Origin of the sequence: Nocardioides sp. (assembly GCF_035576065.1) — a bacterium.
Lineage (GTDB): Bacteria > Actinomycetota > Actinomycetes > Propionibacteriales > Nocardioidaceae > Nocardioides.
In genome coordinates this window covers 102599-119029 of sequence record NZ_DATLWX010000045.1, presented here as the reverse complement: position 1 = coordinate 119029, position 16431 = coordinate 102599, and the positions used below count along the sequence as shown (strand labels likewise).

Genomic DNA, 16431 nt, shown 5'->3' with positions numbered 1-16431 from the left:
CCTGATCAGCGCCGCTGGCGGGCAGACGGGGTGGGCGCCGGCGTGGTGGGCACCGCGGTCGGCGTGGGGGTCTCGGTGGGGACCGGGATCGTGGGGGTCTCGGTGGGGACCGGGATCGTCGGGGTCTCGGTCGGCGTCGGTGTCGGCGTCGGCTTCGGCGGGACGAAGGTCGAGACGAAGATGGTGATGGTGTCGCCCTGGTCGGCCGTGCCCCCGTCGGGGATCTGACGGACCACCGTCCCCTTCGGCTCGGTCGTCTCGGCGGTCGTGACCACCTCGACGTCGAAGCCGGCCGCACGCAGCGCGCTCTCGGCGGCCGCCTGCTTGAAGCCGACGACGCTGGGCACCTCGTTGGGGCCCAAGGAGACGAAGAGCGTCACCGTGGTCCCCTCCGCCACCTGCTGGCCGCTCTCCGGCTCGGTGCGCACAACCGTGTCCTTGGGCTGGTCGGACTCCTCGTCGACGAGCTTGACCTTGAGGTCGTTGCCCTCCAGCAAGGTCCGCGCACTCTCCTTGGGCTGGCCGAGGACATAGGGCACCTCGACCTCCGGCGGTCCGAGGGAGATCGTGAAGCCCACAGCACTGCCGGGCTCGACGTAGGTGGCGCGGTTGGGGTTCTGGTTGATGACCTGGTCCACAGGTACGGTCTGCGATGCCTCGGTGCGGACGGTGCCGACGCTCAGCCCGGCCTCCCGGATGGCCGTACGTGCTTCGCGCTCGGTCAGGCCGATCAGGTTCGGGACCTGTTCGTCATCCACCGGCTCCTCAAACAGGCTGGGCAGGGTCAGGGCAGCCGCGGTGATGAGTGCCACGACGAGGAAGGCGATGAAGAACAGCAGCCCGGTGCGGGAGCCGGATTGCCCGGGCCGCGGTCCGGCCGGCGAGCTGCCGGTGGCCACCGCGGCGGGGATCAGGGCGGTCGCGGCCGTCGTGGGGCCGGCATCGTCGGAGCCCGCCAAGGGGGGCGGTGCGGCCTGGACCGCCTGCCCGGCGAGGTAGCGCTCGATGTCGGCTCGCATGGCCGCCGAGCTCTGGTAGCGGTCCTCGACCCGCTTGGCCAGCGACTTCAGCACGATCGCGTCGATCTCCGCGTCCAGCTGGTCGTCGTGGTCCGACGGCGGCGAGGGGTTCTCGCGCACGTGCTGGTAGGCCACCGCGACCGGGCTGTCTCCGACGAAGGGCGGTCGCCCGGTGAGGAGCTCGTAGAGCAGGCAGCCGGTGGAGTAGACGTCCGAGCGCGAGTCGACGGTCTCACCACGCGCCTGCTCCGGTGAGAGGTACTGCGCCGTACCGACCACGGCGGCGGTCTGGGTCATCGTCGAGCTCGCGTCGGAGACGGCCCGGGCGATGCCGAAGTCCATCACCTTGACGTCGCCGGTCGGGGTGAGCATCACGTTGGCGGGCTTGATGTCGCGGTGGATGATGCCGGTGCGGTGGCTGTAGTCGAGGGCGGCCAGCACGTCGCTGGTGATCTCGAGCGCGCGCTCGGGCAGGATCTTGCGCCCCTCGCGGATGATGTCGCGCAGCGTCCGGCCCTGCACGCACTCCATCACGATGTAGGGCTGGGCGACGTCCGAGCCGTCGGTCGACATCTCTTCGCCCGTGTCGTAGACGGACACGATCGAGGGGTGGTTGAGCGAGGCCGACGACTGCGCCTCGCGTCGGAACCGCGCCTGGAAGGTCGCGTCGCTGGCCAGGTCGGTGCGCAGTCGCTTGACCGCGACGGTCCGACCCAGCCGGGTGTCGCGGGCCTTGCGGACCTCGGCCATGCCACCACGGCCCAGCAGCTCGCCGAGCTCGTATCGGCCGCCGATCACGGTCGGCTCAGTGCTCATGGTCGTCTCTCACTCGTGTGGTGAAGGCTCGGTGGGGTGGCGGCTGCGTAGGTTGCTGCGAGGGGGGCTCCGGTGGGCGCCGGGGCGGACTTGGGCCCCTTCTCATCGTCCTCGGGCTTGCCTGTCGACTTGCCCCAGTAGGTCAACGTGACGGTGTCGCCCTCGACCAACTGTCCCGTGGGGTCCACTCCGGCGACGGTGTCCTCGACCTGGTCGCCGGGGTTGTCGAGCTTCTCCTTGTCCACCTCGAGGCCGAGCTCGCGCAGCCTGGCCTCGGCGTCCTTGAGGTCGGAGCCGACGTAGTCCGCCTCGTCCACCTCGATGTCCGACTCGGCAGGAGGCTCCGTGGGCGTCTCGGTGGCGGTCTCGGCCGGCGGCTCGGTCTGGGTGCGGTTGCTCTGGGACGGGGTCGTCACGGGGTCCCGGGCGTCGTCGGCGTCGTCAGCGGAGCTGAGCTGCCAGATGATCAGCGCACCGGCGACGACGACCGCCGCCAGGAGTGCCCAGGGCAACCAGTTCGTACGCCGAGCGCCACCGTTCGCCGGCGGAGGAGCCGACTCGCGGGTGGTCGTGGTCTGGGCGACCGGGGCCGCGGCGGGCAGGACCTGCGTGGGTGCCGGGGCAGCGGCTGCGCCCATGACCTGGGTCGGGGCCTGCGCCGTCGTGGAGGCTGGACCGACGGCCGACTCCGGGTCACGGAGCGCGACGGCGAAGGCTGCGCCGTCGGCGTACCTCTCAGACGGTTGCTTGGCCAGCGCTCGGGTCACCACGGCCGCCAGCGGACCGGGGACGTGGTCCGGGATCTCCGGGACGGGCTGGCGCAGGTGGGCCAGGGCGGTGGCGACGGCGGAGTCGGCGACGAAGGGTCGCCGGCCCACCAGGCACTCGAATGCGACGACCCCGAGGCTGTAGACGTCGGACGCGGCGGTCGCCGTCCCGCCCTCGGCCTGCTCGGGCGAGATGTAGGCAGGGGTGCCCATCACCTGACCGGTCTGGGTCAGGGCCAGTCCCTCGGCGGCGCGCGCGATGCCGAAGTCGGTGACCTTGATCCGGCGGTCAGGGGTGACGATGAGGTTGCCCGGCTTCACGTCGCGGTGAACGATGCCGGCCCGGTGAGCGGCACCCAGCGCGTCGGCGGTCTGCGCCATCAGGTCGCGCGTGACGTCGGGGTCCATCGGGGCGCTCGGGCGCAGCAGGTCGGAGAGCGGCTGGCCCTCGACGAGCTCCATCACGAGGTAGGGACGCGGGGTGCTTGACCCGTCGCGCGGGGAGGCCTCACCGAAGTCGAAGACGCCGGCGATGCCGGGGTGGTGGAGCGACGCGGCGTGCTGGGCTTCGGTCTCGAACCGCCGACGAAAGAGCGCGTCGTCGGCAAACTCCGCCTTCAGCAGCTTCACGGCGACCGGCCGACCCAGCACCTGGTCGCGACCGCGCCAGACCTCGCCCATGCCGCCGGTGGCGATCCGGGCGACGAGGGCGTAGCGGCGGGCGTCGTCGGCGAAGTGGTCGTGCTCGGGAGTCACTGGGGCATTCACGGGGCCATCACCGCCTCCATGATGGCCTTGGCGATCGGCCCGCCCAGCGTGCCGCCGGCGATCTCGTCGCGGGCGGTCTCACTGGCCTCCACCAGCACGGCGACGGCGACCTGGGGGTCGTCGGCGGGGGCGAAGGAGACGAACCAGGCGTACGGCGGGCGGTCGCCGCTCGACTGGGCGGTGCCGGTCTTGCCGGCCACCCGGACTCCCGGGATGGCCGCAACGGCGGCCGTGCCGTTGTCGACGGTGGACACCATCATCTCGGTCAGCTCGTCGGCGGTGTCGCTCGAGACCGCCTGGGAGTACGTCGACTCATCGGTCTTGTCCAGCAGCGAGGCGTTGGGCGCGCGTACCTCGTCGACGAGGTAGGGCCGCATGACCTGACCGTCGTTGGCGATCCCGGCGGCGACCATGGCCATCTGCAGGGGAGTGGCCGTGACGCTGGACTGGCCGATCCCCGACAGGGACGTCTGCGGCGCATCCATCTCAGGGTAGAGCGAGGGAGCTTGGCCGGGCAGGTCCTCGAGCGCCGTCGAGTTGAAGCCGAACGCCTCGGCCTGCTCGGTCATCGCCTCCGCGCCGAGCTCGTTGGCCAGGCTGAGGAAGGTGACGTTGCAGGAGACCTCCAGCGCCTGGGTCAGGGTGATCTTGTCGCCGCCGCAGTTGCCCTGGTCGTAGTTGCCGACCTTGCTGTCCGACTGCGGGAGCTGGAACTTGAAGCCCCCGGGGACGAGGGAGTCCTTGTCGTAGTTGCCCGACTCGATGGCTGCAGCCGCAGTGACCAGCTTGAAGGTCGAGCCGGGTGGCAGCGTCGTCCCGACGGTGCGGTTGATGAGGGGCGTCGCCGGGTCCTCCTCGAGGCGCGTCGACTCGTCCTCGACGGCACCGAGGTCGTGCGAAGCCAGGAGGTTGGGGTCGAACGTCGGGCTCGAGACCATGGCCAGCACCTTGCCGGTGCTCGGCTCGAGCGCGACCACGGCGCCCTTCGCGCCCGGGAGGGCTTGCAGCCCGTCGAACGCGGCGGCCTGCGCGGCCGGGTCGATGGTCAGCTCGACGTTGCCGCCCTTGGGCTCGGCGTTGCTCAGCATGTCGACGAGGCGGGTGACGAAGAGGCGCTCGTCGTCACCGGAGAGCACGCCGCTCTGGGAGCGTTCGATGCCGGTCTGGGAGTAGTAGGCGAAGTAGCCCGTGATCGGTGCGTACATGAACGGCTGCGGGTAGGTCCGCTGGAACTCGTACTTGTCATCCGAGGGGACGCTGCGGGCGACCGGCTCCTTGCCCACCAGGATCGCGCCACGCTCACGGGAGAAGGCTGCGTTGATCACGCGCCGGTTCTTGGCGTCCGCGGCGAGCTCGTCGGCGCGGAAGTACATGACGTAGGAGGCGTTGACCAGCAGCGCCAGGAACAGCAGCAGGCAGAAGACCGAGATGGTGCGGATCGGCTTGTTCACGTCAGCTTCACCACCTGGGTGGTCTCGCTGTCGAAGGTGCCGCTCAGGTCGATCATCCGCGGGATGGGCCGTCGGGCCTGGTCGGAGATGCGGATGAGCAGCGCGATGATCACCCAGTTGGCGACCAGCGACGACCCGCCGTACGACAGGAACGGCGTCGTCAGACCCGTGAGCGGGACCAGCCCGGTGACACCACCGATGACGACGAAGACCTGCAGCGCCACGATGCTGCCGAGCCCGACGGCCATCAGCTTGCCGAAGCCGTCGCGGGAGATCAGGGCGATGCGCAACGCGCGCTCGACGATCAGGCCGTAGCAGATGATGACGGCCATGACGGCGGTCAGCCCGAGCTCCTCGCCGATCGCAGCGATGATGTAGTCGGACTCGGCGTAGATGATCCGCTCAGGGGTGCCCTCGCCGAAGCCACGGCCGATCAGCCCGCCCCAGCCCAGGCCGAAGAGGGCCTCGACCGGCTGGAAGCTCCCCGGCGACTCGTAGTAGTAGTCCATCGGGTTCAGCCAGATGTTGAAGCGGTTCTGCACGTTGCCGACGAACGTGTACGCCGCGAATGCGCCGGCACCGAACAGCAGCCCGCCCACCAGCAGCCACCCCGGGCGCTCGGTCGCGACGTAGAGCATGACCAGGAAGAGGCCGAAGAAGAGCAACGATGAGCCGAGGTCGTTCTGCAGCACCAGGATCATCATCGAGACCATGAACATGGCCAGGATCGGGCCGAGGTCGCGACCGCGCGGCAGGTCGATGAACAGCACCCGGCGACCGGCGAGCGCGAGTGCGTCGCGGTGGCGGACGAGGTACCCGGAGAAGGCGATCACCAGGAGGAGCTTGGTGACCTCGCCGGGCTGGAAGCTGAAGCCGGCGACGTTGATCCAGATGTTGGCGCCGTTCTTGGGGTTGCCGATGACCGGCAGGAAGGGCAGCAGCAGCAGCGCGATGCCGGCAAGGCCGGCCGTGTAGGTCAGCCGCTGCAGGCTGCGGTGGTCGCGCAGCACGACGATGGTGACGATGAAGAGGGCGATGCCCAGCGTCATCCAGGTGAGCTGTTGCTGGGCGAAGGTGTGGGGCTTGTCGGCCGCTTCGTAGGCGAGGTCGAGCCGGTGGATGACCGCAAGACCCAGCCCGTTGAGCGCTGCCACGAGGGGCAGGAGCACGGGATCGGCGTACGGCGCCACCAGCCGCACCGCGACGTGGGCCGCGATCGTCAGCGCAGCGAGCCAGCCGCTGTAGCCGATGATGTCGGCCGGGACCGTGCCCTCGACGCCGAGGCCGACCGCGACGTAGGCGCCGATGCCGACCACCAGCGCGGCCAGGAGCAGGAAGAGCTCGGCGCCGCGTCGTCGGCGGTGCACGAAGCCCGGGGCGCCAGGATCACTCATCCGGGACGTCCTGGCGGTCGGCGTAGTTCTCCACCGTGGCGCGGGCGTCCTCGAGGTCGGTTGCCTCGATCCCGCCGGTGAGGGTGTCGGCGTCGATCTCGCTGAGGTTGTCGAGGTCGATGTCGCTGACTTCGTAGGGGTGCGCCACGTCCACGCCGGGGATCTGGGCGTTGAGGCCGCGGAAGATCGTCACCTTGCCGTCCTCGACGCCGACGTAGAACTGGCTCTGGCTCCAGGACCACGCGAAGGCCAGCGCGATCCACGCCAGACCCAGCACGACCGCGGTCGCGAGCAGTCGCTTGAGCCAGGTGAAGCGAGCCGGCGGCCGCGGGGCGTAGCGGGCCGCCTCGGGGTCGACGGGCTCGACCGGGTCGGGCGAGGCGGGCACCGCGTCGAGCTCACCGGTGTCGCCCGACTGGTGGCCGCGCGCGCCCCGGCTCTTCGTCGAGCCGTCGCCGGTGAGCGTGCGCGGCAGCTCGGCAGCGGCGCCGACGAGCAGCGGCTGGAGCGGGGGGTCGGGGAGACTGGCGACGACCTCTGCCACGACGCAGGTCACGTTGTCGCTGCTGCCGGCCTCAAGACTGGCCCGGACGATCTCGACCGCGGCGTAGTCAGGGGAGCCGGTGCGCAGGATGTCGGCCATCCGGTCGTCGGTCAGGACACCGCAGGCGCCGTCGCTGCACACGAAGAGCCGGTCCCCGACCTGGACGGGGACCTCGAAGAGGTCGGGCTCCTCGTGCCGGATCCCGTCGACGGCCTTGAGAATGAGGTTGCGGTGCGGGTGGGTCCGCGACTGCTCCTCGGTGATCCGGCCCTCGTCGATGAGGCTCTGGACGAAGGTGTGGTCGTGGGTGAGCTGGCGCAGCTCACCGTCGCGCATGAGGTAGGCCCGGCTGTCACCGAGGTGTCCGACCGCGACCTTAGTGCCGTCGAAGAGCAGCACGGAGGCCGTGGTGCTGGTGCCGTTGAGTGCGGGGTCCTCGTCGATGAGCTCGGAGATCCGGTCGTTGGCACGGTGGATGGCGCCGGCGACCTGACCGAGGAGGTCGTCGCTGGGTCGCGCATCGAGCTTGCGCAGGGCCTGGACCGCGGTGGCCGACGCCAGGTCGCCACGGACGGCGCCGCCGACCCCGTCGCAGACGGTCAACAACCACGGCCCGGCGTATCCGGAATCCTGGTTGTCCTTGCGGATCCGGCCGACGTCGGAGATCGCGGAGTAGTGGAGGAAGAGCCCCTCGGTGTCGGTCACCCTGCCCTCACTTCCGCAGCTCGAGGATCGTCTTGCCGATGCGCACCTGGATGCCGAGCCCGATGGTGGTGGGCTGGGTGATGCGCCCGGCGCCGACGTAGGTGCCGTTGGTCGAGCCGAGGTCCTCCACGAACCACTCGTCACCGCTGGCCGCGACCCGAGCGTGCCGGGTGGAGACGTAGTCGTCGTCCAGCTTGATCGCGGCGTCGCTGCCGCGCCCGATGAGCAGGGGTGCCTGCGACAGCTCGGCGCGAGCGCCCACGTTGTCGCCCTCGACCACGATCAGGTGGGTCGGCGATCCGCGGCGCGGCGTCGACGCCTTGGCCTTGGGCTTGCCCGCCTTGCCGCGTGCCGGTGCCGCGTCCCGGGCGGTCTCGGGGACGCGTGCGCCGAACATGTCGGAGCGGATGACCGAGATGGCCGAGAGGACGAAGATCCACAGGATCGCCAGGTAGGCGAAGCGGATCAGGAAGAGGGTGAGTTCGGACACGCGTCAGTCCCTGCCGTCGGTGTCGGTGAGATGGACCGTCATCGTCGTACGGCCGATCTTGACCTGGGTGCCGTCGCGCAAGGCGGCGCGGGGGACCTTGGTGCCGTCGACGAGCATGCCGTTGGTCGAGCCGAGGTCGACGACCTCAAGGTCGTCGCCGTTGACGAGGAACTCGATGTGCCGACGACTCACGCCGGGGTCGTCGATGCGCAGGTCGGCATCGGTGCCGCGACCGACCACCAGGCTGGGCCCCCGGAGCGGGTGGCGGGTGCCGTTGACGTCGAGGACGGCCTTCGCCGACCTCGTCCGCGTGTGGTGGTCGTTGTCGGTGACCTTCGCCTCGGCCTGGCTGCGGATGCGGAAGCGCCCGGTGGTGAGGTCGTCAGCCGCCTCGAAGCCGACCGTGACCGGCCCGGCGAAGACGTAGCCCTGCGAGTCAGCGTGGTCCTTGAGCTGGTCGATGAGCTCGCGGCTCATCGCGTCGCCGTACCCCTCCAGGCGCTCGAGGTCGACGGCTGCGAGCTCGACGTGGAAGGTGTTGGGGACCAGCCGCCGGTCCCGGCTGAGGATCTGCGCGTTGTTGTCGCACTCGCGCTGCAGCGCGGCGGCGATCTCGACCGGCTGCACGGCGCTGCGGAAGGCGCGGGCGAAGGCGCCGGAGATCATCTGCTCCAGCTTGTGCTCGAAGCGTTGCAGGGCGTTCATGGATCCAGCGCCTCCTCTCCGGGTTTCAGGGGTAACAGGGATGCGCGGACGGCGCGAGGCGACACCAGCCGCCGGGGCCGAGGGGTGAGGCAAGTGTCGCCGATCGTACTCACCAGACACCGGTCGGCCCCTCTGGTGGACGGCGCGCCTCCCACCTCACCCGTCCGATTGGGACCCCCGGAGGCCGTGGGATAGCCTGTGCACGCTTCTTTTGCGCGAGTGGCGGAACGGCAGACGCGCTGGCTTCAGGTGCCAGTGTCCGAAAGGGCGTGGGGGTTCAAATCCCCCCTCGCGCACCGAGAGTGGTTCAGGTTCGTCTGAACGCTCGATGTGACTGGCAAGGGCTTCTGACCTCGGGACACGAGGTGAGAAGCCCTTTCTTGTTGCCACGCGTCAGAGCAGGATGCCGCGGCTGGTCATCTCCACGCCTCGACCCAGGTTCTCGCGGAAGTAAGTGTCCATCCGCGGGTTGTCGTTGAGCATCCAGACCATCTGCGAGCACTGCCAGGCAGCGGCTCGCGCGAGGTGGATGCCGAACATGGCGAACCCGTCGTCGACCCGGCCGCCGAGCTCGTCGAGCGTCGCGACCGCGCCGGTGGAGAACCAGCTCTTGATCTCGACCGATGCCTCCGCAAGCACCTCATTCGTCTGCGTGTAGTCCAGGTGCTCCGGAGTGTCTTCGTCCGGGACGACACCCAACTCGCGGCAGGTGGCCACGACGGCGAAAGGTAGGTCGTGCGAGATGTGGGCGTTCATCCCGGCGAGAGCAAACTGGATGGGATGGGTCTCCGGCCGGGCGCGCGCCTCGAAAAGGGGAGCCCAGGCGCGCGGCACCTGCTCCCGGGCGGCATCGGCGGCGTAGGCCGCGAAGAACAGGTTGGCGAAGTGGACATCGAGCCGCTCGAGGAACTCCCCGGCCTGGAAGTCACCGAGGTCCACAGCGTCTCGGACCAGCCGCGTGACCTGCGTGTACATCCTGTTGAAGGTTGCGACCCCGTCGTCACGAGGGAGGGCACCGTCGATGGCGGTCATCATGTCGACCACTTCGTCGATCGTGCGTGCGTTGCCCACTGCCACGACGTCCGCGCCCATGCTGACCGCCTTCCGCGATGAAGGGCTTCACCGCGAAGCGTAGGCCGCGGGCGCTGTGTCCGCAGGCGAATGCAGGTAGCGCGCATACAGTGCCCTGCCATGGCCCGCGAGGCCGACACAACAGTGGCAAAGGAGGACTCCATGGCCGACGTCGTCGTCCACGGGCCCGCATCGTGGAACCTGGTCGTCGACCTGGACGAGCTGCCACCCCCGAGGCCCCACATGCGGTTCGCCGACGCCCACCGCGAGCTGCTCGGCGGGACGTCGGCCGGCAAGGCAGCGCACCTGCGAGACCTGGGCGTAGACGTGGAGCTGCACACGGTCCTCGGCACGGACGCCGCTGCAGATTCCATCGAAGCGGCACTCCTCCACGCGGGCATCCCCGTCGTCGCGAGTCATGTCGAGGGGCCGAGCGAACGCCACCTCAACCTGATGGACCGCGTCGGCGGCCGGGTCTCCATCTATCTGGACGTGCCTGTCACGCCCGACGCCACGATGTCGAGCTGCGCCGTGTCCCGCCTGCTCGACGCGGTCACGCTCGCTCGCGCGGTCGTGCTGGACCTCTCCCAGCCGTCTCGGGACGTGATCGAGGCGGTCGCAGCGCTCGGCGTCCCAGTCTGGACCGATGTCCATGACTACGACGGCACGAGCGACTTCCACGCGCCGTTCCTCGACGCGGCGGAGTTCGTCTTCATGAATGCTGACAAGCTGGATGCGCCGCCGCAGGAGTTCCTGCGGACGTGCGTGGACCGCGGGGCTCGGATCGCCGTGTGCACGCTCGGGGCCGAGGGGGCCGTGGCGGTCGACGCCCAGGGACTTCACCACCACGTTCGCGCCGAACCCGTGCCCGACGTGGTCGACACCAACGGCGCCGGGGACGGTTTCATGGCCGGCTTCCTGGTGGCTCACCTCGACGGCGCCGACATCGCGGGCGCACTTCGGGCGGGGGCTCGGCAGGCCGCGCGGTCCTTGGGCACGACCCAGCTCAACCCGATCCTGAAGCCTCCCGGCTCGGACTGGACCCGTGAGTGCCCTGACGGCTAGCGGTAGTTCATCGGCCGGCGCGGAGCGGCAGACGGGCGGGGCGTGTGAGCCACCTGCTCGAGGATCGGTGGGGCGTCCTGGCCCGAAGGTGCTGCGAACAACCATTCGAAGCCGGCGCGATCCAGCACGCGTTCGACCCCCAGGCAGACCAGGACGATGACGCAGGTGGCCGCGAGCGGATACAAGATGAGCGCTGCAACCGAGACGAGGCCTGTTTCCTCGAACCGCAGGGGCTCGAGGAACAGCGAGTGCAGGACGGCCAGCACCGGCACGTGGAGGATGTAGATCGACAGGGTGCGCTGACCGAGGAACGTGCCCAGCCGAGCAGCAGGCCGCCACTCCGCCAGTGCGGCAGAGCCCCTGACCGCGAGGGGTATGGCAAGGACGCTGATGAGGAACCTGTTCGGCACGCCGCCCACACCCAGCACTACCGGGACCACCAGCACCGCGGCCGCTGCCCCAGCGACGAGAAGGATCGACCGCGGCTGGAGCCGGGACAAGGCGACGATCAGGGCCGGGAAGCGCGCGGCGAAGACGAAGAAGACGAAGTGCTGCAGCAGCGACTCGCGGTTGGCCGCCTCGATCCCGAACGACGGGGTGGCCAGCGCCAAGGCGGTCGCCAGCCCCACGACGATGCGGGCGTCGACCCGGGACAGCAGTCGGGCGGCCAGGAAGTAGACGACCAGTGCGTAGAGGTACCACAGCCCGGTCGAGGCGACGACGAGGTCGGTGACCAGGTCGGCCCAGTCGCTGGTCCGGTTCATCGGGAGCTCGTCGAAGACGAGGAAGACGCCCATGTGGATGGCCAGCCAGAGCGCGTACAGGTAGTAGATGTTCACGACGCGCTTGCGCACCACGTCGTGCCACGGCCGCGTCAGCGCCGACCCGGCGAACAGGCCGGACACGATGAAGAACAGCGGCATCCGCACGGGCTTCAGCGCATAGGTGAGCTCGACCCAGACGGCCTCGATGCCGAGGAAAGGCGTCGGTGTGACGAAGCCGAGGTGCTTGCCGACGGTGTGGTGCAGCACGACCAGGATGATGGACAAGGCCTTGGCCGTGTCCGCCCAGGCGGATCTCCCGCTGTCGACGTGCGCACGGGGGGTCGGCTGGCTCATGGGTCCCCCGATCATTGACGCCGAGAGCAACAGCCCGTCAGCCACTGCGAGGCTAGCGCCGATGCACCCCCAGTGGCACAGCGCCGGCGCCCTTGAGACCTGCCTGAGACCCAGCTGAGACCTCTCCGCGACCGAAGCGCGCGAGCGAGGTCAGTCGGTGTCTCCTTCGGCGCCGGGGCGCAGCATCGCCGGCTGGAGGACCTCGGCAGGACCGCGTCGGTAGAGCTGCGGCGGCCGACCGCCCTCGGCTCCGGTGTCGCCCTTGCCGACGACCGGCTCGACGAAGCCCTTGGTCTTCAGGACCTTGCGGCGGAAGTTGCCCAGGTGCGGCTCGACTCCCCACACGCCCTTGTAGACGCGGTGCAGCTCGGGCAGGGTGAACGGCTCGTCGACGAACTGGGTGGCCAAGGTGGTGTACTCGATCTTCGAGCGGACCCGCTCCAGGGCGTCGGCCAGGATCACGGCGTGGTCGAAGGCCAACGCCGGCACACCGCCGTCCTCGGCACCCAGGTCGGGCTCTGCCAACACGTCCTCGACGGCCCACCAGCGCGCGGAACGGGCATCCGAGCCGGCCTTCGGCTCAGGCAGGTCGGGGGCGAAGGCGACGTGCGCGATGGAGACGATGCGGTGGCGAGGGTCGCGCTTGGGGTCTGAGTAGGTGCGCAGCTGCTCCAGGTGACCGGGGAACTGCTCGACGCCGGTCTCTTCCGCGAGCTCGCGCCAGGCCGCGGCGCCGGCGTCCTCGTCAGGCTCGATGAACCCGCCGGGCAGCGCCCAGCATCCGGCGTACGGCTCGTCGTCGCGCTCGATGAGCAGCACGGACAGGACGCCCTGGCGCATCGTGAAGATCGCCAGGTCGACGGTGACGAAGACGGTGGGGTACTTCGAGGCGTCGTAGTTGGCCGGGTGCTGGTCGCTGACCGGCGAGGTGGGCTGGGTGCTCATGCGGTGTCCTTCGCAGGCTGGGTGGGTCCGGGGTCGAGGTCGAGGTCGAGGTCGAGATGCTGGCTCACGGTTTCGACGCCCCTTCAGCGACCTCGACACCGCGGCCGGCCATCTCGGCGATCGCTGCCCCGGTGGTCTCGGGGGCGACCCCGGCGTGCAGGCCGGGGAGCAGCCGGGCACGGAAGCCGAGGCGGACCGCGTCGAGCGCCGTGGCCTTGACGCAGTAGTCGGTCGCGATCCCGCAGATGTCCACGTCGGTGATCGCGGCGGCGTGCAGCAGCGCGTCCAGCGAGTGGCCGTCCTGGTCGACGCCCTCGAAGGCGGAGTAGGCGGCCTCGCCCTGGCCCTTGCTGACGAGGCCGTCCGCGGTGTGCCGGAGGGCCGCGCCGATCTCGTCGGCCCACTGGGCGCCATACGTGCCCGCGACACAGTGGACCGGCCAGGTGTCGGTGAAGTCCGGGTCGACACCGGGGGCATGGAAGTGACCGCCGTTGTCGGACTGGTCGTCGTGGTGGTCACGACTGGGAACGATGAGGTCGTAGTCGGCCCGCTTGGACAGCAGGTGCTCGGCGATCTTGGAGGCGACGTCACGGCCGCCGGTGACGGGGAGTGATCCGCCTTCGACGAAGTCGTTCTGGACGTCGACGACGATGAGCGCGCGGCGGGTGCGGGTGGTGGTCATCTCATGCCTCCTGGAGGGCGGTTGCCGCCGCGGGGGTGCGGGTCGGCAGGACGGTGGTCGGGACGATGACGGGCTCTCCGTCGGAGACGTCGTGGGCGACCAGCGGCAGACGGGCCAGCGACCCGGCGGCGTGGGTGCGCACGGTGGTCAGCGGCGGGGCGTGGACGGTGCGGCCGTCACGCATCAGCGGCAGCTGGGCGACGTGCATGGTCTCCTCGCCGGTCTCGGCGTGCACGGCGACGTTGTCGACGGCGTGGATCTCGCGAGCCATGGTGCCGTGGTCGTCGAAGGTCCTCCACACGGTCTTGCGGCCACCGACGGAACCCTTGCCCGACGCCTTCTTCGCCACGGGGCGCATCTCGCCGTCGCGGCCCTCGATGGAGACCAGCTTGTAGACCATGCCGGCGGTCGGGTGTCCCGAGCCGGTGGCGACCCGGGTGCCGGCGCCATACCCGTCGATGGGGGCGTCGGCCAGTGCGGTGATCACGTATTCGTCGAGGTCGGAGGTGACGGTGATGCGGGTGTCGGTCGCGCCGAGGCTGTCCAGCAGGGCGCGGGCGGCCCTCGCCTCCTCGGCGAGGTCGCCGGAATCGAGGCGGACGGCACCGGGTCCGTTGGCGTCCGGATGGACCTCGCGAGTGGCGGCGACGGCGTTGCGGATCCCCTGCTGGGTGTCGTAGGTGTCGACGAGGAGCGTGGTGCCGGCGCCGTGGGTGGTGACCTGGCTGCGGAACGCGTCCATCTCGCTCTCGTGGGCGAGGGTGAACGCGTGGGCGGCGGTGCCGACCGTGGGGACGGCGTACAGGTAGCCGGCGGCGAGGTTGGAGGTCGAGGCGAACCCGGCGATGTAGGCCGCGCGGGCCACGGCGATCGCGGACGCCTCGTGGGTACGGCGGCTGCCCATCTCGATCAGGGGCCGGTCGGCGGCGGCGGTGACCATGCGAGCTGCCGCGGAGGCGATGGCGGTGTCGTGGTTGAGCACCGACAGGACCAAGGTCTCCAGCAGGACCCCTTCGCCCAGCGTGGCCTCGACGGTGAGGACCGGGGTGCCGGGGAAGTACAGGTCGCCCTCACGCAGACCGGTGACGTCGCCGGAGAAGTGGAAGTCGCGCAAGTAGCTCGCGGTGGCCGCGTCGATGACCGCTTCCTCCTCCAGCCACCGGACCTCAGCTGCGTCGAAGCGGAAGTCCTCGATCAGCGGCAGCAGGCGACCCAGGCCGGCGAGCATCCCGTAGCGACGGCCGGCCGGGAGGCGGCGGGCGAAGCACTCGAAGACCGCGGGCTTGTCCACGATGCCCTCCCTGATGAAGGAGGCGAGCATGGTGAGCTCGTACCGGTCGGTGAGCAGGCCAACGCTGGCCTGCGGGGCGGTGGTCCTGGTGGTGGTCAACGGCTTCCCTTCCTCGGTTTATCTCAATCTGAGTCTAACCGAAGGAGGGAGGTCTGGCAACTGTGGCTAGTGAGGGACAGTCGATAGGCGTACGGCGACCACCGACCGCCCGGGTGCCAAGTGCCTCCAGCCCCGCGAACTGGCGGAGCGCGACGGTCGGACCGGCCCATCGCCTGTCGTCCGCCGCCAGTTGGGCCGCCCGCTGGTCGCCGCCCCGGCGGGTGCTGTCCACCGATGCCGGCCGGCCGAGTGGCCGTCCGCAGCGCAGCGGTCGCCATCGCCGTACATCGGGACGCGACGAAGGCCCCGAGGGTGTCCCCGGGGCCTCCGTCGCAGTCCGTCCTAGTCCCGGGTGAAGTCCGGGATCTCGCTGAGGTCGAGCGCGGAGTAGCGACCACGCTTGCGGTAGGGCTTCAGGCAGCCACCCTGCGCTCCCTGGGCCCGGAGGCCGGCGAGGTCACCTGCCTCGAAGTTCGCGTGGTAGCCCGTCAGCGCGGGCGACCGGTCGCCGGGGTGCATGACCTGGATGTCGTCGGCGAAGTGCTCGAGGCCGAAGGCGTGGCCGAGCTCGTGGATCAGCACGAGGCCCATCGGCTCGTTGGTGGGGAAGTCGTACAGCAACGGGTACTCGCCGGCGTACGCCATGTTCATCGTCACGCCGGGCTGCTTGATGTCCAGGACGATCTTGTTGTTGGACTTGCGACGCGCCGCGGCCAGGCGACCCGGTCCGCCGCGGCCGACCGCGGCGACCAGGTCGGGGTAGTCGTTCTGGTGCGACCAGGCGATCACCATGTCGGTGCCCTTCGGGTAGCGCTTGCCGTCCAGCGGCACCGCCGAGGTCGTGCCGACGTACTTGGCCTTGAACCCCGTCGCCCGCTCGAGCCGGGTGACAGCCTCCTGGGTGAAGGGGATGGCCGCCTCGCCTGCATAGCCGGTGTTGACGCGGTACTTGATGGTCTTGCACGGGTTCCACTGGAAGTTGTAGCCCTTGTAGCTCATCCGCAGGTAGGACGCGCTCGACCCGCGCGGGACCCACGAGGTCGCGATCTTGAACTTCTTGGTCTTGAAGACCTTCGCCCTGTCGCGACGGGTCTGCGGCACCGAGACGCGCATCTTGTGGGCGCCGTACCAGTCCAGGGTGCCCGTGATGGTGAACTTGCCCTTCTTCTTGGTCTTCGACTTGTCGATGGTGTGCCAGCCGTCGGACCACTTGACCTGGAGCTGCACCTTGCGGCCCTTGCGGCCGCTGGCCTTGCCGGAGATCGAGTAGCCGGCCGTCCCGGCGACCCACGACGTCACGCCGTAGTTGACCTTGCCCTTGGTGCGGTCCTTGCCGGCATGGGCGGGGGAGCTGATGAAGCTGGTGAGAAGCAGGCTCAGCACGGCCACGATGGCCAGCGAGCTGAAACGCGAAGGACGAGTCATGGGAAGCCTTTGAGAGAAGTGGTCTGCTTGATGCTTTGTGCCACGGACCAGGGAGGCGCAAACCTCGTCCGAGGGC

At 69.9% G+C, this 16431-nt stretch carries 14 protein-coding genes and 1 tRNA gene; 2 read left to right on the top strand and 13 right to left on the bottom strand.

The annotated features are described in order from the left end of the window. Positions 1–5: 5 nt before the first annotated feature. From pknB to VNJ48_RS20855, 7 genes are read right to left on the bottom strand one after another with little or no spacing between them, the layout of a single operon-like run. Complete coding sequence (pknB, locus tag VNJ48_RS20885) at positions 6–1835, bottom strand: Stk1 family PASTA domain-containing Ser/Thr kinase (RefSeq protein WP_325605727.1); 1830 nt, start codon at positions 1833–1835, stop codon at positions 6–8. Continuing rightward, the gene (locus VNJ48_RS20880; RefSeq protein ID WP_325605726.1) at positions 1832–3370 is read right to left on the bottom strand and encodes a protein kinase domain-containing protein; all 1539 of its coding nucleotides are present in this window, start codon (positions 3368–3370) and stop codon (positions 1832–1834) included. Before VNJ48_RS20880 ends, pknB begins: the two co-directional genes overlap by 4 nt. Beyond that, positions 3367–4821 (bottom strand): penicillin-binding protein 2, encoded by a 1455-nt coding sequence (locus VNJ48_RS20875; RefSeq protein WP_325605725.1) that lies wholly within the window; start codon positions 4819–4821, stop codon positions 3367–3369. Before VNJ48_RS20875 ends, VNJ48_RS20880 begins: the two co-directional genes overlap by 4 nt. Further along, positions 4818–6215: an FtsW/RodA/SpoVE family cell cycle protein gene (locus VNJ48_RS20870; RefSeq protein WP_325605724.1), complete on the bottom strand. Its 1398-nt coding sequence runs from the start codon at positions 6213–6215 to the stop codon at positions 4818–4820. The genes VNJ48_RS20875 and VNJ48_RS20870 overlap by 4 nt, the downstream gene beginning before the upstream one ends. Continuing rightward, on the bottom strand, positions 6208–7464 hold the full coding sequence (locus VNJ48_RS20865) for a PP2C family protein-serine/threonine phosphatase (protein WP_325605723.1): 1257 nt from the start codon (positions 7462–7464) through the stop codon (positions 6208–6210). The genes VNJ48_RS20870 and VNJ48_RS20865 overlap by 8 nt, the downstream gene beginning before the upstream one ends. A gap of 7 nt (positions 7465–7471) precedes the next feature. After that, positions 7472–7954 (bottom strand): FHA domain-containing protein FhaB/FipA, encoded by a 483-nt coding sequence (locus VNJ48_RS20860; RefSeq protein WP_325605722.1) that lies wholly within the window; start codon positions 7952–7954, stop codon positions 7472–7474. A gap of 3 nt (positions 7955–7957) precedes the next feature. Beyond that, positions 7958–8659 (bottom strand): DUF3662 and FHA domain-containing protein, encoded by a 702-nt coding sequence (locus tag VNJ48_RS20855; RefSeq protein ID WP_325605721.1) that lies wholly within the window; start codon positions 8657–8659, stop codon positions 7958–7960. 213 nt (positions 8660–8872) lie between these two features. On the opposite strand from VNJ48_RS20855, the gene VNJ48_RS20850 reads away from it, so the two are divergent. Next, positions 8873–8955, top strand: a tRNA-Leu gene (locus VNJ48_RS20850). A 97-nt stretch (positions 8956–9052) separates the two neighbouring features. On the opposite strand, the gene VNJ48_RS20845 is transcribed toward VNJ48_RS20850, so the two are convergent. Continuing rightward, positions 9053–9751, bottom strand: coding sequence for a DUF5995 family protein (locus VNJ48_RS20845; RefSeq protein ID WP_325605720.1), 699 nt, complete (start codon positions 9749–9751; stop codon positions 9053–9055). 141 nt (positions 9752–9892) lie between these two features. Here VNJ48_RS20845 and VNJ48_RS20840 point away from each other — a divergent pair, with 141 nt between their 5' ends. After that, complete coding sequence (locus tag VNJ48_RS20840; RefSeq protein WP_325605719.1) at positions 9893–10795, top strand: carbohydrate kinase family protein; 903 nt, start codon at positions 9893–9895, stop codon at positions 10793–10795. Here VNJ48_RS20840 and VNJ48_RS20835 read toward each other — a convergent pair. From VNJ48_RS20835 to VNJ48_RS20815, 5 genes are all read right to left on the bottom strand, one after another. Further along, entirely contained in the window at positions 10792–11913 is a 1122-nt protein-coding gene (locus VNJ48_RS20835; RefSeq protein ID WP_325605718.1) for an acyltransferase, read from the bottom strand. The genes VNJ48_RS20840 and VNJ48_RS20835 overlap by 4 nt on opposite strands. 150 nt (positions 11914–12063) lie before the next feature. Then, positions 12064–12858, bottom strand: a complete 795-nt coding sequence (locus VNJ48_RS20830) for an NUDIX hydrolase (RefSeq protein WP_325605717.1) — start codon at positions 12856–12858, stop codon at positions 12064–12066. A 64-nt stretch (positions 12859–12922) separates the two neighbouring features. Then, on the bottom strand, positions 12923–13540 hold the full coding sequence (locus tag VNJ48_RS20825; protein WP_325605716.1) for an isochorismatase family protein: 618 nt from the start codon (positions 13538–13540) through the stop codon (positions 12923–12925). A gap of 1 nt (position 13541) precedes the next feature. After that, positions 13542–14930: a nicotinate phosphoribosyltransferase gene (locus VNJ48_RS20820; protein WP_325605715.1), complete on the bottom strand. Its 1389-nt coding sequence runs from the start codon at positions 14928–14930 to the stop codon at positions 13542–13544. Between the two features lie 342 nt (positions 14931–15272). Beyond that, on the bottom strand, positions 15273–16355 hold the full coding sequence (locus VNJ48_RS20815) for a hypothetical protein (protein ID WP_325605714.1): 1083 nt from the start codon (positions 16353–16355) through the stop codon (positions 15273–15275). Between the last annotated feature and the right edge of the window lie 76 nt (positions 16356–16431).

What these genes read in the sequence shown, in the direction of transcription:
- VNJ48_RS20825 (WP_325605716.1), bottom strand. Translation starts at nt 13,540, where the DNA reads ATGACCACCACCCGCACCCGCCGCGCGCTCATCGTCGTCGACGTCCAG.
- pknB (WP_325605727.1), bottom strand. Translation starts at nt 1,835, where the DNA reads ATGAGCACTGAGCCGACCGTGATCGGCGGCCGATACGAGCTCGGCGAG.
- VNJ48_RS20870 (WP_325605724.1), bottom strand. Translation starts at nt 6,215, where the DNA reads ATGAGTGATCCTGGCGCCCCGGGCTTCGTGCACCGCCGACGACGCGGC.
- VNJ48_RS20815 (WP_325605714.1), bottom strand. Translation starts at nt 16,355, where the DNA reads ATGACTCGTCCTTCGCGTTTCAGCTCGCTGGCCATCGTGGCCGTGCTG.
- VNJ48_RS20840 (WP_325605719.1), top strand. Translation starts at nt 9,893, where the DNA reads ATGGCCGACGTCGTCGTCCACGGGCCCGCATCGTGGAACCTGGTCGTC.
- VNJ48_RS20830 (WP_325605717.1), bottom strand. Translation starts at nt 12,858, where the DNA reads ATGAGCACCCAGCCCACCTCGCCGGTCAGCGACCAGCACCCGGCCAAC.
- VNJ48_RS20855 (WP_325605721.1), bottom strand. Translation starts at nt 8,659, where the DNA reads ATGAACGCCCTGCAACGCTTCGAGCACAAGCTGGAGCAGATGATCTCC.
- VNJ48_RS20835 (WP_325605718.1), bottom strand. Translation starts at nt 11,913, where the DNA reads ATGAGCCAGCCGACCCCCCGTGCGCACGTCGACAGCGGGAGATCCGCC.
- VNJ48_RS20845 (WP_325605720.1), bottom strand. Translation starts at nt 9,751, where the DNA reads ATGGGCGCGGACGTCGTGGCAGTGGGCAACGCACGCACGATCGACGAA.